Origin of the sequence: Marinicellulosiphila megalodicopiae (assembly GCF_045862395.1) — a bacterium.
GTDB lineage: Bacteria > Pseudomonadota > Gammaproteobacteria > Pseudomonadales > Natronospirillaceae > Marinicellulosiphila > Marinicellulosiphila megalodicopiae.
The window spans coordinates 3,854,116-3,870,267 of record NZ_AP023087.1; the positions used below are offsets into that span (position 1 = coordinate 3,854,116).

The 16,152-nt window shown below is 37.6% G+C and carries 17 protein-coding genes; 9 read left to right on the forward strand and 8 right to left on the reverse strand.

Annotated elements, in window-relative coordinates:
• Positions 1-7 precede the first annotated feature (7 nt).
• Together panB and can are read right to left on the reverse strand one after the other, a co-directional pair.
• Positions 8-757: a 3-methyl-2-oxobutanoate hydroxymethyltransferase gene (gene panB, locus TYM08_RS16570; RefSeq protein ID WP_422380260.1), complete on the reverse strand. Its 750-nt coding sequence runs from the start codon at positions 755-757 to the stop codon at positions 8-10.
• A complete protein-coding gene (gene can, locus TYM08_RS16575; RefSeq protein ID WP_422380261.1) occupies positions 738-1,406 on the reverse strand; it encodes a carbonate dehydratase in 669 nt (222 codons plus the stop codon). The genes panB and can overlap by 20 nt, the downstream gene beginning before the upstream one ends.
• 185 nt (positions 1,407-1,591) lie before the next feature.
• Here can and TYM08_RS16580 point away from each other — a divergent pair, with 185 nt between their 5' ends.
• From TYM08_RS16580 to rpoS, 8 genes are all read left to right on the forward strand, one after another.
• Entirely contained in the window at positions 1,592-1,870 is a 279-nt protein-coding gene (locus TYM08_RS16580) for an FtsB family cell division protein (RefSeq protein ID WP_422380262.1), read from the forward strand.
• Positions 1,863-2,549 carry a 2-C-methyl-D-erythritol 4-phosphate cytidylyltransferase gene (gene ispD, locus TYM08_RS16585; protein WP_422380263.1) on the forward strand — a complete coding sequence of 229 codons (687 nt, stop codon included), beginning with the start codon at positions 1,863-1,865 and terminating at the stop codon, positions 2,547-2,549. Before TYM08_RS16580 ends, ispD begins: the two co-directional genes overlap by 8 nt.
• 90 nt (positions 2,550-2,639) lie before the next feature.
• Positions 2,640-3,125, forward strand: coding sequence for a 2-C-methyl-D-erythritol 2,4-cyclodiphosphate synthase (gene ispF / locus TYM08_RS16590; protein WP_422380264.1), 486 nt, complete (start codon positions 2,640-2,642; stop codon positions 3,123-3,125).
• Positions 3,126-4,175 carry a tRNA pseudouridine(13) synthase TruD gene (truD, locus tag TYM08_RS16595; RefSeq protein ID WP_422380265.1) on the forward strand — a complete coding sequence of 350 codons (1,050 nt, stop codon included), beginning with the start codon at positions 3,126-3,128 and terminating at the stop codon, positions 4,173-4,175. It abuts the gene before it with no gap.
• Positions 4,168-4,872, forward strand: coding sequence for a protein-L-isoaspartate(D-aspartate) O-methyltransferase (locus TYM08_RS16600; RefSeq protein ID WP_422380266.1), 705 nt, complete (start codon positions 4,168-4,170; stop codon positions 4,870-4,872). Before truD ends, TYM08_RS16600 begins: the two co-directional genes overlap by 8 nt.
• Complete coding sequence (locus TYM08_RS16605) at positions 4,856-5,776, forward strand: DUF368 domain-containing protein (protein WP_422380267.1); 921 nt, start codon at positions 4,856-4,858, stop codon at positions 5,774-5,776. Before TYM08_RS16600 ends, TYM08_RS16605 begins: the two co-directional genes overlap by 17 nt.
• Before the next feature lie 95 nt (positions 5,777-5,871).
• Positions 5,872-6,900 carry a peptidoglycan DD-metalloendopeptidase family protein gene (locus TYM08_RS16610; RefSeq protein WP_422380268.1) on the forward strand — a complete coding sequence of 343 codons (1,029 nt, stop codon included), beginning with the start codon at positions 5,872-5,874 and terminating at the stop codon, positions 6,898-6,900.
• A 71-nt stretch (positions 6,901-6,971) separates the two neighbouring features.
• On the forward strand, positions 6,972-7,958 hold the full coding sequence (rpoS, locus tag TYM08_RS16615; RefSeq protein ID WP_422380269.1) for an RNA polymerase sigma factor RpoS: 987 nt from the start codon (positions 6,972-6,974) through the stop codon (positions 7,956-7,958).
• 76 nt (positions 7,959-8,034) lie between these two features.
• Here the strand turns inward: rpoS and TYM08_RS16620 are convergent, their stop codons facing one another.
• A complete protein-coding gene (locus TYM08_RS16620; RefSeq protein ID WP_422380270.1) occupies positions 8,035-8,931 on the reverse strand; it encodes an EamA family transporter in 897 nt (298 codons plus the stop codon).
• A gap of 260 nt (positions 8,932-9,191) precedes the next feature.
• Between TYM08_RS16620 and TYM08_RS16625 the strand changes: the two genes are divergently transcribed.
• Positions 9,192-10,223: a hypothetical protein gene (locus TYM08_RS16625; protein ID WP_422380271.1), complete on the forward strand. Its 1,032-nt coding sequence runs from the start codon at positions 9,192-9,194 to the stop codon at positions 10,221-10,223.
• 96 nt (positions 10,224-10,319) lie between these two features.
• On the opposite strand, the gene TYM08_RS16630 is transcribed toward TYM08_RS16625, so the two are convergent.
• The 5 genes from TYM08_RS16630 to TYM08_RS16650 form a co-directional block, all read right to left on the reverse strand.
• Positions 10,320-11,003, reverse strand: a complete 684-nt coding sequence (locus tag TYM08_RS16630) for a substrate-binding periplasmic protein (RefSeq protein ID WP_422380272.1) — start codon at positions 11,001-11,003, stop codon at positions 10,320-10,322.
• 129 nt (positions 11,004-11,132) lie between these two features.
• Positions 11,133-12,293 carry an FAD-dependent oxidoreductase gene (locus tag TYM08_RS16635; protein WP_422380273.1) on the reverse strand — a complete coding sequence of 387 codons (1,161 nt, stop codon included), beginning with the start codon at positions 12,291-12,293 and terminating at the stop codon, positions 11,133-11,135.
• A gap of 17 nt (positions 12,294-12,310) precedes the next feature.
• Positions 12,311-12,742, reverse strand: coding sequence for a MarR family winged helix-turn-helix transcriptional regulator (locus TYM08_RS16640; protein WP_422380274.1), 432 nt, complete (start codon positions 12,740-12,742; stop codon positions 12,311-12,313).
• Positions 12,743-13,000: 258 nt separating this feature from the next.
• Positions 13,001-14,377, reverse strand: a complete 1,377-nt coding sequence (locus TYM08_RS16645) for a DUF4397 domain-containing protein (protein WP_422380275.1) — start codon at positions 14,375-14,377, stop codon at positions 13,001-13,003.
• Between the two features lie 221 nt (positions 14,378-14,598).
• Positions 14,599-16,071 (reverse strand): AAA family ATPase, encoded by a 1,473-nt coding sequence (locus tag TYM08_RS16650; RefSeq protein WP_422380276.1) that lies wholly within the window; start codon positions 16,069-16,071, stop codon positions 14,599-14,601.
• Between the last annotated feature and the right edge of the window lie 81 nt (positions 16,072-16,152).

The window sequence follows — 16,152 nt, forward strand, 5'->3', positions numbered from 1 at the left end:
TCCGGATTTATGGAAACTGTTTAGTTTCTACATCTTGTTTAAATTGTTTGGCGACATCAACAAATGTTTGGCTGACTTGCGCGTATTGTTTAGTAAAAGGTGGCCAGTAATCACCAAGACCAGCGGCATCGTTTATGACTAATACCTGTCCATCACATTCGTTACCTGCACCAATACCAATTGTCGGTATACTGATACTTTTACTTAATTGGCTAGCAAGTGTCGGTTGTGTATGTTCTATGACAAGCATAAACACTCCAGCATTGCAGATATCTTGAGTGTCTTGTTTTAAGCGAATAATATCTTGCTCACTATTGCCTACCTGTTTGAAATTTTTAGCGGTTTGTGGTGTTAAACCTGTGTGACCCACAACAGCAATTCCTGCATTGACAATTCCTTGAATGTTAGCACATTCAGGTCCTTCAATTTTAACGCTATCGGCACCTGCAGCAATTAAACGCTTGGCATTTTGGATCGACATTTCAACGGTTTGCGTACTTTTATATGGCATATCACCAATGATATGAGTATTGGGTGCGCCACGACGCACAGCACCAATGTGGTATTCCATGTGCTCCATGGTGACGTCTTGAGTGGACTCAAAACCCATTTCTACCATTCCTAATGAGTCACCTACCAGTATAATTTCGATGCCTGCATTTTCTAGACACTTAGCCACTGGGGTTGTGTAGGCGGTTAACATGGTTATCGGCGTTTGCCCTTTTCGGGCAATAAAATCACTTACCGTCAGTTTCATTATTATTTTCCAAATCTTTTAAAGCTTGATCATGACGCTTTGCAACATGCTCTGGTTTGCGAACACGAAAGTTTAAATCATTAATTAAACCATTGTGTAAACCGTACACCCAAGAATGGATGCCTACTTTTTGTCCACGCGCCCATGCATCTTGCAGCACGGTAGTTTGAGATAAGTTATACACCTGTTGCATCACGTTAAGTTCAACTAAACGCTTACGACGTTGATGATCGTCGGTTTGATTGTCGATAATTTTTTGATGTTTATCACGAACATCTTTTACATGACGAAGCCAGTTATCAACCAAGCCATTTCGCTGGTCATGCATTGCAGCATGCACACCACCACAACCATAGTGACCACAAACAATAATTTCTTCGACTTTTAAAATGTCAACGGCGTATTGTAAAACCGACAAACAGTTTAAATCAGTGTGCACTACCATATTGGCAATATTACGGTGTACGAATACCTCACCAGGTTTTAAGCCTGTAATTTGGTTCGCAGGCACTCGCGAGTCACTGCAACCAATCCATAAATATTTAGGAGTTTGTTGCTCTGCTAAATCTTTAAAGAATTCTGGATCACGAAGATTGGTGGCTTCTGCCCAGTCTTTATTATTTTCAATTAAATTCGAAAGCTGTCCCATGTCATACCCTTATATTAGCTGGATTCAATTGGGCGCGAAGTTTAACAACTTTTAAATACTTTTTTTAGCAATTTTCACTGCTTTTGCACAAAAAACAGCATTAAAGGAAATCATTCAACTTCTGCACTGGCATCACGTTTGAAAAACTTGCAAAATAGCTCAATTATTTTGCTTGGACTTTATTGATGAAAGTGCTGATTGCCATATTGGTTTTTATGCTCATTGGATTGCAGATTCGCCTATGGACTGGTGAAAATAGCTTAGCGCATTTAAGTACCCTTGAGACACAAATTCAAGAGCAGAAATTTATAAATACCGAACTAAAAGCACAAACTAATCAAATGCGAGCCCTTGTGCACGATTTAAAAACCGGCGATGAAGCCTACGAAGAAATGATCAGACTAAAATTAGGTTTGATCAAAGAAGATGAAGAAATTTACCTATTTGTATCGCCCAATGATTAATTCAACACTTCAAGTTTTTTGGATCGTAATACCCGCATCCGGTATTGGCAGCCGCATGCAGGCTGATATTCCTAAGCAATACTTGAAAATAAACAATCAAAGTATCTTAGAAATCACGTTAAACACAATGGCTAAACTGAAACCTGCGGGAATAGTGACAGCCATATCCAGTGAAGACAGAATTTGGCCAACTCTTACGTTTGATTTTAAAGTCCAACAATGTTTGGGTGGTGAAGAGCGAGTAAATTCGGTCCTTAATGCCTTAAAACACATTCAACTACAAGACCAAAATAACCCCTGGGTTTTAGTGCATGATGCCGCTCGCCCTTGTGTTGATGTGAATGATATTCATCGATTAATTGAATTTTGCCAAACTAATAATCAAGGTGGCATTTTAGCTAACAAAGTAGTCGACACGTTGAAGCAACATATTAACGGTATGACTCAAACCATTGATCGCAGGGATTTTTGGCAAGCTCAAACACCACAATGTTTTCGTTTAAATGAATTGTTAACGGCCATTGAAACAGGAATAGCCAAACACGCACTCATCACAGACGAGGCGTCAGCGATGGAGCTTTGTGGACACCCTGTAGGATTAGTTGAATCTAAACGCTCAAATATTAAAATTACCCAGCCTGAAGATTTAGTCTTGGCTGAATTTTATTTAACACACTGACAGTGGTCCTTGACAAAAAACATGTCGAGGACGGCGGGGAAATACATTATTTAATTCCCGTTCACAACAAATTTAAAAAGAGGTATTAAAGTGGATTTTCGTATCGGCCATGGTTTTGATGTACATAAATTTGATAGCCCAAAAGAGCAATCTGTTGTTCACTTATGCGGCGTTAAAATCGATTGTTTTGCTCCTTTAATTGCGCACTCTGATGGCGATGTTGCACTGCATGCGTTGTGCGATGCGCTGTTAGGCTCCCTAGCACTTGGTGATATCGGTTTTCATTTTCCAGATACTGACGCCGAATTTAAAAATGCTGACAGTCGAGAGTTACTCGCAAATGTCTACAACTTAATTAAAAAAAAGGGCTATTTTCTGCATAATGCCGACATTACAATTTTAGCGCAAACCCCTCAAATAAAGCCTCATGTACTTAAAATGCGCCAAAGTATTGCGGATGTTTTGCACTGTGATATCAACCAAATCAGCGTAAAAGCTACCACCACTGAAAAACTTGGGTTTACTGGTCGCAAAGAGGGCATTGCAGTTGAAGCTGTTGTGTTGGTGAAAGCGTAAATGGGCACTTCAACATTTAAATATCAAAAAGCATTACCCTCTCTTAATTTAAAGGGCGAAATCAAACAAACCAGCGAAGACTTTGTGGTTGAAGAAATCATTTCTTTTGAGCCAACGGGGGAAGGTGAACATTTATTTTTGTGGATTCAAAAGCGTAATCAAAATACAGATTGGGTCGCCAAACAAATTGCACGCTGGGCCGGTGTGAATAACCGTTTAGTGAATTTTGGTGGATTAAAAGATCGTTATGCTGTGACGCGTCAATGGTTTTCAGTACATTTACCTGGCAAAGCCGATCCCGATTTTGATTTGTTTGATATAGAAGGTACGCAAGTTTTAAAATCGACTCGCCACAACAAAGCGCTTAAATCGTCAGCACTTAGAGGCAATCGATTTAATATCACGATCAGTCAATTATCCATTGAAGATCGCACCACTTTAAATGAGCAAGATATTCAAAATATTGAAGAACGTATTCAGTGGATCAAAATCCATGGCGCACCCAATTATTTTGGCGAACAACGTTTTGGCATTGATGGCGGTAACTTAGAAGCGGCTAAACGCCTATTTGCAAATGAAAGTCGTGATAACCCAATGACCCAGCGCATGGCGGTTTCGGCTGCTCGCTCACATATTTTTAACTTAGTGTTAGAAAAACGTATTCAAAATCAAAGCTGGAATCAATACCTTGCCGGCGATGTATGCATGCTAAATGGCAGCAAAAGTTTTTTTGATCCCAATGAACAAGATAAAGCAACGTTACCTGCAAGAATGAACGAACTAGACATTCACCCAACAGGAATAATGATGGGCAAGGGGGCGTTACATATTCATGATGAAGTTGAAAAAATTGAGCAAGAGGTGATCGAACAACAATCGGTTTTTGCTCAAGGTTTAATTTCCAAAAAATTACCAATGGAGCGCCGTGCATTGCGTGTTAGACTGCATGAATTTTCATTTCAGGTATTACCTGATCAAATCCATTTATCGTTTATGTTACCTGCGGGCAGTTTTGCTACAGCGGTAGTGAGAGAAATTATTGATGACTGAACGCTTTAGAGCTTCAAGACATGATTGGCAAGCCTACGAAGGCTCGGGCATGACATCCTTACGTACTCGAAAAAGAATGGTAGAACGTCTTGTCTCTCAAGGTATTAATGATAACGATGTACTTGAAGCCATGACACACATTCCTCGCCACCTGTTTTTAGACCAAGCTTTGGCTCATAAAGCCTATGAAGATGTGTCACTGCCCATTGGTCACGCTCAGACATTATCGCAACCTTATATAGTAGCAAGAATGACTGAGCTATTAATGGGTGGTCAGCGTATTGATAAAGTGCTTGAAATTGGCACGGGCTCTGGTTATCAAACCAGCGTGATCTCGGCTTTATTTCCCATGGTCTACACCGTTGAACGCATTGCCAGTTTGCAAAAACAAGCCCGTGCGCGTCACAACGATTTGTCATTATTAAATATTTTATATCGCATTACCGATGGCGGATTTGGCTGGCCTTCAGCTGGACCTTATGACGCCATTATTTGCACCTGCGCGCCTGATGAAATCCCTCAAGATTTAATTAATCAGTTAAGCGAAGGGGGTCGATTAGTGATTCCTGTTGGTGATCAAACCAAACAAGATTTATGGTTAGTAGAAAAAACAAGCACAGGCGTGCGCAAAACATTAGTTGAGCCTGCGTTTTTTGTGCCTTTAAAAAGTGGAGTAGTCCGTGCAGTTGAATATTAAACAAAGTGTTATTTTAGCCCTTAAATCCTTAGCCATGGGCGCAGCCGACACCGTTCCTGGTGTATCAGGCGGTACCATCGCGATTTTAACGGGTATTTATCAACGTCTAATTTTATTGATCACATCCTTTGATCATCATTGGTTTAAATTAGTGTTTACGGGTAAATTCAAACAGGCCATTGATAAAATCGATTGGGCGTTTTTGATTCCGTTTTTTATTGGTATTGCATCGGGTGTTTTATTATTAGCCAAACTTGTGGATTTTCTACTTGAGCATTACCCTCCTGTGATTTGGGCGGCGTTTTGTGGTTTATTGATTATTTCGTCGATTCATTTATTACAACAATACGCCCGCAAAAACCCAAAAGATTGGATTTTATTTGTGTTTGGAATCGCTTTTGCCGCTTGGTTGTCGTTTCAATCAGGAATCGCTTTAGATTTCTCCAACCCTGTGCACTTATTCTTTGCAGGCTCCATTGCCATTTGCGCCATGATTTTACCGGGCATTTCAGGCTCATTTATATTATTGCTGTTAGGTTTGTATGAACCTGTCATTGAGCGCGTGGCTAATCCTTCACAAATATTAGAGCTGTGGCCGTTTATGATTGGTGCACTTTTTGGGTTATTAAGCTTTTCTCATGTATTAAAATGGCTATTAAGCAAAGCAGAACAAAGCGTGATGATGTTAATGACTGGGTTTATTATCGGTGCATTAGTAAAAGTATGGCCTTGGCAAGTAACTCCTCACCATAGCGTTGAAACCTCTTGGTATTTACCAAGTCAATATGCCCAAGCCACCCAAACATCATCTTTTTTAGTTGCGAGCATTCTTAGTGCGATCGCAACAATTGGTGCAGTTTACGTAATTACTAAATGGTCAAGTAAAAAGTCAAATTCAATTTAAGTATTTTTATGGGTTTTTTAGACAATTTTGTTTTTTGAAAAAAGATTTTCAGACCTTTTTTAAATATAGAGCAATTATTAGATTAAAAGAGAAGCATGATGCATATAAACCTAAGCAAAATTTCTTCAAAATATTGGCGCACTCAATCCCTGCGTGTAGTAATTTGTTCTGGTATGTTTATTTTGGTACAAGGTTGCATTAACCTACCTGCTTATCATTCTTTAGATGATCCATTTACTGCTCGGGCTTGGTATGAAAACAAGCATGGAATCGATCGACATGCTAATCAAATCGGCAAGAACTCGCCTTCAATTCAATCTCAGGTCAATGAATCCATTGCTGAGATTTTACCCATTGATTTAGATGCCCACGAGAAGGTTGACAACCATCAATATAGAGTTAAAAAAAGCGATACGCTTTTTTCAATTGCCTATGGATTCGAATTAGATTATCGAAAATTAGCCACTGCAAACAATATAAACAGCCCGTTTATCATATTTCCCGGACAAATACTGAACATAGATGCGGCAAAATCTATTTCCGATTCTCAAGTTGATAAAAGTATTACCGTTGTGGATTTACCCGAAGATTTTGTAGCTCCAATCATTGAAGAAGTACCTGCTCCTTTGGAGCAAATTGTTATTACCCCTCCTGAAAATTCTAACGCCGTGTCAAAAAACACAGTAGCAGAAATCCCACCCAGTCAAGAAACCGTCAAAAAACCCACTACATCCAACCCCACTATTCATCAGCCTTCCACATGGAACTGGCCTGCCGTCGGTAATATAGTGCGAACATTTAGCGATAAAGGTGATATTAATAAAGGTATTGATATCCAAAGCATAAAGGGGGAATCTGTACGTGTTGCTGCGACGGGTACTGTCGTTTTTGCAGGCACTGGCCCTTTGGGTTATGGCCAGCTTTTAATCGTCCAGCATGACAATCAATGGCTCAGTGCTTACAGCAATTTAAATAAAATTGTCGTAAAAGAGAAACAAATTGTTAAAGCAAGTGAAGTTATTGCCGAAATAGGTAATGACCGCAGCGGAAATTCAATATTGCATTTTGAAATTCGCAGCTTAGGTAAGCCAGTGGATCCTATGTTGTATTTACCCAAATTATAAGAGGTAAACGGCATAGGGGTAAATGAACACCAGCAAAGAGCCGTGCTTTTTGTTAAATTGGAAATAAGACTATGCCTGCAACTAGGGAACTCGAAAACACAGAAACCTTCACTCAAATCAATGAGCATGCTTTTGATGATTCAGACGATTCTAAAGATGAAGAAAATTTTAAAGATGCAGTTGATAATGTCATTGGTGAAGGGGATGAACATTTAAGCAAAAATCTGGATGCCACTCAGCTTTACCTAAATGAAATTGGTTTCTCACCATTATTAACTCCTCAAGAAGAAGTTTACTTTGCTCGATTAGCTTTAAAAGGTGACGAAGCAGGTCGTAAGCGTATGATTGAAAGTAATTTACGCTTAGTGGTTAAAATCGCACGTCGTTATGTCAATCGTGGCTTAACGCTATTAGATTTAATCGAAGAAGGTAATTTAGGTTTGATTCGCGCCGTTGAGAAATTTGATCCTGAACGTGGCTTCAGATTTTCAACTTATGCAACATGGTGGATTCGTCAAACAATCGAGCGCGCCATCATGAACCAAACTCGTACCATCCGTTTGCCGATTCATGTCGTAAAAGAATTAAATGTGTATTTGCGCGCTTCTCGTGAATTAACTCAAAAGCTAGATCACGAACCCACTGCTGAAGAAATTGCTGAATTATTAGAAAAACCCGTAGAAGATGTGAAACGCATGTTAGGGTTAAACGAACGTGTTGCTTCTGTTGATACACCGTTAGGTCCAAATTCAGACAAATCATTATTAGATACCATTGCAGATGACCACGTAAGTGACCCAGCTGATGTATTGCAAGATTCCGACTTACGCGACAATATCAGCCACTGGATTGATGAATTGAGCGAAAAACAACGTGAAGTTTTATCGCGCCGATTTGGTTTACGTGGTTACGAAACCAGCACACTTGAAGAAGTAGGTCGTGAAATTGGCCTAACACGAGAACGTGTTCGCCAAATTCAAGTAGAAGCATTAAAACGCCTACGTGATGTAATGGAAAAACAAGGTTTGTCTAGTAGCTCTATTTTTTCACAGATCTAAACATTTTAAAAAAATCGTTCATCTAATTTCTAATATAAAAAGCCAGCGGTTGCTGGCTTTTTTTGTGGGTGGCTGTTTACAAGAAAATAAACACCACGCTCATTGAAATCAAACCTATCCCTAACCACTCTTGTTTAGAAATCACTTCTTTAAAATAAAAAATTGAAATCAACAACATCAACACAATTTCTAACTGACCTAAAGTTTTTACTATAGCCACTTGCTGTAAACTCATGGCGCTAAACCACCCTATTGAGCCTAATGCACTGGTGATGCCCACAAACCATGCAATAGACTTGTGTGATTTTAATTTTAAAATTTGATCAGGCTCAAACCATTTGATTAATACAAAACAAATAATCGTTTGTAAAATCAACATAAAAACCAATGTCATTGATGCACTAAATATTAATGGTAACTCTAAAACCAAACTGGCTTCTCTTAAACTTAAACTGGTCCAAGCAAATAAAACCCCAGAACCCACACCATAAAACAACGCCGCCTTTGGCATCGTAGATAATTGTTTGATATCAATTTTTGATAACAACACAATACCAATCACCCCCACAACAACAGCAATCCACCCATACATCGATAAATAATCATGAAAAAACACTGTCGCAAAAATACCTGCCATCATCGCTTCTGTTTTAGAAAAGGCGATGGCCACTGAAAAATTGCGGTACGAAAATAACTTAATCACAAACGCCGTTGCTAATATTTGGCAAATACTGGCTACTACCACAAACACCCAAAATCGAGAGTGCTCTATGCCTTTTGATATTTGTACCCAAGGGACTTCTAAGAAATAAAACAAGCCACCCAAATAAATCAAACCGACGGGTAACCCAAATCCATAACGCACAAACGTTACAGTTAATGGTGATAAGTGATTTGACATATTTTTTTGCGCAGCGGTTCTTACTGCCTGCATCACCACTGCCATTATTGTAAAAACGATCCAAATACCCATGAGATCTACTCCTGCAAAAAACAATAGCATGGGGGTTATGTGGATAAACATCCAATGAAAGAAGTTGATGCAGTGCATTACTAAAAGTAATTTGAGTTTATAAGAATAGAAATTTCAGGTATATTCCTTCTCGCATTGATGGCGTAACCCTAGAAACGAGAGTCAAAATATAAATAGTTTAGCGCGTTAAGGATAAAAATTACGTTAAATACATGCACAATTCACTCTACTCAATGATTACACTACACGGATTAAAGATCATGTTTTTACAAATTTTAGGAATCGTATTTTTACTTATCATTTTAGTTGTTGCTTATTACGCATGGAAACTATATCGATTTATCAAAAAACAAAAAGATTCAGATATTTATTTGGCGACTTCTGTTTTACCCATGATGGATTTAGAACTTGAGTCGATCAATTCTGATCAATGGAAAGAAGTTGAACAGCTTAATTACAATGAATCAGAATTGAAAAAAGTGGGCGCTAGTCATTTAGGCTATTTTGCAGCTTATACAGGTATGGGTGTCATCAGAATATCGCTTTGGGATTTTAAAAATCAGGCTGTCGGTGCCATATATGAAGCCTGTGCAGATTTAGATCCTGAAAATGTCACATTTATGTACGAAGTCGGCTGTAAATTAAAAGAAGGCAGTGTGTGTTTAACATCTAATCCACATGCATCATTTTCAAACAGACCAGAGAATCATAAAATAGCGTTCAAAGAATCGAACTGTATTATTGAACTATTAAAATCCATCAACGCTGAATGCCCTGAAGGATTAAAATATCAAAAAATTCAAGATCCAAAAGAATTCTTTATGGAATGTTATGAAGATATGTCTGAATGGTGTTGGCAAGAAGCGCAAATCAGAAACAATAAAACCCAGCAAACATTGTCATCAATTGGCATTGAAGTGACGGATGAATTAATTGATGAGTTAATTGAAATGGGTGAAAACCATTGCGTAGATGTCAATATAAATCGAGCGCGTAAAAAACTGGCGAACCATTCAAAAATCAGTGTTAGCCAATGGGAAAAAATAAGAGACGATTTGGTATTTATCAACAACACCATGAAGACGCACCACATTGTTAGTGCTATTTATGATTTAGCCGGAGATCTTACTGAGCAGCAAGAACAAGTCATTGAAGGGTTTGAGCAAAACAGTAAAGAATTAGTTGACCCAATTGAAGCGTTTCATCTTTTATTACAAACTTTAAATATACAAGCCAAACGTGTTACCAGTATTGATACCCCTGTTAAAACAGAAATATTTTTACCAGTCTAAATATTTAAAATTGCACTTTTTATTTAAAAATTAACTTTCTATTTAAAATGCACTTTCTCATTCATTAAAATGAAAGTGCATATTTATTCAATCAATTTATTTTGGCACTAACTGAAAATACCCTTCTGCTTTCATCTCTCTAAATATTTTTGAAAGCTCAGGTTCTAAATAACTGTATGATTCATGTAAATGATGGTGAGTGGTAATCACATCAAGGGGTTCATTATTTAATTTTATAAAATCTTTGGTTAATTCTTTTGAAATAAATACGTTTAAAATTTCTCCACTCATTACAATAATGTCTGCTCTACCTGATTTCAATGCTTTAACTAATATCTCGAAGCTAGGGGATTCAAAGGTTTGTAAATTTGGAACGATATTGGTAATTTTTTTCTTAATTTGCACGCCTCTTGGAAATGCCACCACGTAATTTTCAAGATCTTGATACTTTGTAATATTACCCAAATCTTTTAAGCTGTATGCATTTATATGATGTGACAAATATATCGATTCTTGCACAGGTATTAAATTAAAAAACACATCGGGATTTAAAAACCTAGCATCAAGTGCTTGATAATCTCCTTTTATACTTTTTTGAACCGCTCGCTCACCTGGAATCACTTCAAATACAGCATCTATTCCTAATCGGCGATAGGCTTCGGTTAAATCATCAATGATGGCTACCCCTGTTTCCTTTACATAGTTTTCATCTATTGCAACTTTATACTGAGCCAGACTTAATAACGGCATTAAACCAACAATAACTATTAGTAGCTTCATTAACAACTCTCACGAATTCCAGTAATTCAAAATTAAGTTTAGCTCAACTTTTATGGACAAAGTCATTAAAGTAGTAAGGTTTATTATTGAACTGTGAAAAAATGTAATACCCTATTTTTAAGTGACAGATTAAATCTTCCAAGCTTGAGACATTGCTTGTGCCATTTGATTGTAATCGGATTGTTTAGCCTGTGCATTTCGTTGTTTGCAGTAATTTTGATCATCATTAAAAATGGACGATGCTAAGAATCGACCCGATTGCATAATTGAATGGGTTTGAACAATTCTACGCTGAGTGAATGTTTCAAACACAGCCCCTACCTTATTATTCCCTACCTTATTAAGTGTGGATTCTTTTATTAGCGTTGAAAACAACCAAGCATCCACCAATGCCTGACACGCTCCTTGACCTGAAGTAGGTAATGGAGCATGAGCGCTATCACCAATTAACAATAGATTATTTTTATGCCATAGTTTAATGGTGTCATGATCGTGTACAAATATTTTTTTGATGGTTTTCTGGTTTGTATTTTTAATTATTTGTTTTATTTTATCTGGAAAATTTTCACTTAGTTTCAATAATTGTTGTTGATTCATATCTTTATTTGTTTGAGTATTTTCCTTTAACCCCATAGCCCAGTAACACGTTTTATTGGAAATGGGTACTAAACCAAAACGCGAACCGACGCCCCAAAAATCTTGTATGGTTTTTTCATCAAACAATAAATCCTCAGATTCACAAATACCCACCCAATTACTAAACCCTTGATATTTAGGTTGGTTATTTCCGCTTACGTATAATCTTGCTTGTGAATGCATTCGTCCATCGGCACCTAAAATGATATCTGCCGTTTTATACTGATCATTTGAAAATCGAACCATTGCTTTATTGTTTTCTGTTTGGATATTTTCGACTTGGTGATTAAACTTGAATGTCACTGAAGCATCCAATGCAGTTTGATATAAGCTATTCACTAAATCTTTTCTTAATATTGAATAACTAATGTCATTAAGTGTCTCGTTTATTGTTGAAATATTAATACTACCTAGGCATTCATTATCACTGGTTAGGCGTGTCATTTCTTTTACTGGGTTTCCATATTTTATTAACTGGCTTTCTAAATCAAGTTGTTTTAAAACAAATGTAGCATTTGGCCAACATACAATACCTGCTCCCATTGTATTAATACTGGACTCACGTTCATAAACGGTGACATCAAACCCTGCTCTTTTTAAAAAAAGAGCCGAACTTAAACCCGCTATTCCTGCACCAAGAATCATAATATTCATAAGAACACCTTTTTAAATTAACACTCAATTTTACTAAGTATTGTTGATAGCTTTTTTAATTCGGCATCTGTCAAGGTTTTCATACACGCCATGGATTCATCCATTTTTTCTTTACCTTGGCACATTATTTTTTTGCCTGACGCTGTAATTTTCACATACACAATGCGCTGATCATCTTGATCTTTAATTTTTTTAATCCATTGTTTATCTAACAATTTATTTAATAATCGAGAAACGTTTGAATTGGGGTCCAGCATATTCGCTTTAATTTCATTAACGGTGGATTGTTGATTTTCAGACTCAAACACTATATGCAGCACTTTAAGTTGTTGAGCGGTTAACTCTAGAGGAGCTAGATTTAATGCAATATTATGCTGTAATCGACCTGCGGTTTGTAATAGTAATATGGCGGTTTGAGTAGTCATAGGTATGATAAGTTTTAATTTCAACCAATATATAGTCCATGGATTATATATTCAAGTAAATATATAAAACTATTAAATATACGTCATCATTTATATTTATTTTTTCTTCGGGAAGATTGTTGTTTAATTTAAAATAAACCCATTCTAAATTTTCACAAACCGGTTGAATAAAAAGTCGCTAACTGACTTTGAACATTTATCTTTAATCAAATATTTTATTTCCCTAAAATAAAAAAACCGCCATTAAATGCGGTTTTTTATTTGATTAAATTGGATTAAAAATTAGAATGCAATAATACCAACACCATCTAGGTTTTCGTTATCTCTTGCTAAGTAATTATAAATACCACTATTTTCAATTGATATTTCAACTGGTCCTAGCGCTGCTGTTTTTGATCCTGCTTGTGTAATAGTGACATCGTATAATCCTGCGCTTAAAGAAATATACCCGCTATCATCTTTAAATTCAAAATCTGAAATTGCTGGGTTGATACCCGTTAGCACAGCATCCACTGCAGTGACATATACATCAACATTTCCTGCTAGCGTTGATCCGTGAATCACTCTAACTTGGGCATTGGTTGCGATTGCACGAGGATTATCCAGTAGAACTAATGGGGCAATTGTTTCTAAGTCGCCCATTGCGTAAACAGAATATACACCACTATTATCTAAGGTTAAATCTGCATCGATTACACTCGTTTGCGTACCAGCAACCGCTACTTTCACATTGTAATCATCAGCGGGTACATTTAAATATCCGGCTACATCTTTAAATGCCAAGTTACTCACCAAAGGAGAAGAGAAATTATCGTTAGCAACAACATCTACTTCAGGTGCGTCACCCACATTATGGATCACTCTTAATTCAGCCCCGTCATTTGTTGAGTATATTAATGCTGCTGCAGCATCATCGGCACTCACAGCCAATACAACAGGAGATTTATTGGCACCTGAATTAGTAATGGTTTCGTTTTCAATCGCAGCAATAAAATAATCGGATCCTGCACTTAAAGGCACCACACCACTGTCATAAATCACTTCTTGAGGATTACCTGCAAGTGTAATTCTAATGTGGTAATCACCTGAATCCACTTCCAAAGGACCCGCTGTGTCTTTAAATTCAAAACTGGTTAATACGGTATCTGCAGATAATACGGCATTAGGAGCAGTAACATGCACATCCACTTTTGGCGCGTCATCTGCTGCATGCAATACAGTCACTCGAGATTTAGTTTCATCAAACATGGCAGGTCTTGAAACAATGATCGGCTCAATACCAGCTACATCACCTGCGGCAACCACTTCATAAATAGTATCGGCCATTAATTTTTGACCAGGTGCATCAATGACAACTGCATTACCACTAGGAATAATACCTTCGACGGCTAAATCATAAGTCGCTTGATCTAATGCTAAAAGAGATGAGCCCTCTGTGTAATCTACTGAAGGTAAAGCAACTTCACCATTAACCCAAACATTCACTTCTGGTGCATCACTGCTTGCATGTAACACTCGAAGATGCGCTTTACCCGCTACCATTTCAATTGCATCATTTTCGGTTGTTTTTGAATCTGAGTCGTCTGAATCGTTACATGCCACCACTAATAGCGAAGTAGATAATAATAAGCTCGTTTGTAAAATTGATTTAGATTTCATTTTTTTGCCCTTAGGTAATATTTATTTTTATAAGCAGGTGTCTGCTCAAGTGATAAATTCTACGGGGGACTTTTTATTTTGGATTTTATATTTTTATTAGAAAGTTACAAAACATTACCAATGTCATGTTTTGTAACTTTAAGTTTTTATGGGTAATCCATTTACCTATTTTTATCGTATCGCACACGCATGAAAAGTAGCGGTTTAAAAAAACACTTTAATTACGCCAACACCGCACGCTCATTTGCCCATTGTCTTAACTGTTCTATTTGCTCTTTCATGGTCACACTTAATGGCATGGTCGATACAATAGAATGCACAATGTGTTCGTCTTTTAATAAAGAATCTAACGAACGCGAATGGTAAATGGCGCTCACAATCGCTTGCTCTAATTCTGCACCACTGAAGCCTTCACTGTTGTCAGCAATATATCGCGCATCAAAATCTTCTAAATCGAACCCACGTTTTTTCAAATGAATTTCGATGATGGTTTGACGTGCTGATACATCGGGTAAATCCACAAAGAATATTTCATCAAAACGACCTTTTCGTAACAACTCAGGCGGAAGTTTTGAAATATCGTTACTGGTGGCCACCATAAATACTTGACTGGTGCGCTCTGCCATCCAGGTTAATAATGTGCCTAATACACGCTTGGCGGTCGCGTCTTCGTGAAAAGATTGTGACAGTCCTTTTTCGATTTCATCTAACCACAACACACAGGGCGAAGTTTGGTCAGCAAGTTGAAGCGTCTCACGGATATTACGCTCGGTTTCACCTTGAAATTTATTAAAAATAGCCCCCATATCTAAGCGCAATAGTGGCACCCCCAAACAATGGGACACGGCTTTGGCTGCCAGTGATTTACCACCACCTTGTACTCCTAAAAGTAGCAACCCTTTGGGTACATCCATTTTGGCTTCGTTGGGTTTTAAGAAATATTCACGACGTTGATTCACCCAGTTTTTAAGGTTATCTAATCCGCCAATCTCTTCCATATTGGTTTTGGAGTGTTCAAAATTTAAAATACCATCAAGGTTCATCAACTCAAACTTAGCTTCTGTTGCGCTTGGCATGTCGTCATCGTTAATCATTCCGTCGTCTATGGCGTTGATAATGACGCGCCTTGCATCTACTTGGGTTAAGCCTTTCAAGTTACGCACAAACTTGCCTAATGTGTCTTGGTCGGTACGTACTCGCCTTCCATTGTTGCGTTGCATCCACTTGTCAGCTTCTTCAAGCACGATGGATTTAAGACCGCTTTCATCTGGCAGTGACAACCTAAAGTTTGCGCTATATCGCTTTAAAGCCTCTGGCGCAACTACGTTATGACCAATAATAATCACGGTTGACTGCGTACGCTCATAACTTAATGCCATATCTTTTAGATAGCGGATATTTTTAGGTTCATTCAAATAATACTGCAAATCACATAACGCAAAGATGCACGGGGTTTTAATAAAGCGAATATGGTTTAACGCTTCTTCTGGTTCTAAGTGCTCAGGATTAATTTGCGGATGATCAATACTGCCGTGTACTAGTCCGTCTGTCGCGGTCCATGTATACAGGCCTTTTTCATGCTTGATGGCCATTTGTGTCACTAATTGTAAAGCTCGAGTTTCCTCAAACGTATCCACAAAAATGATTGGAATTTGCGTGCGTAATATTAATTCTAAGTCTTTTACATCTTGCATAACTTGTACTTCTCCTTTTATTGCCTAAAAGCTTGCATCATGAATATCGTTATCTACACTAATTGTATAACTAACAGGCGA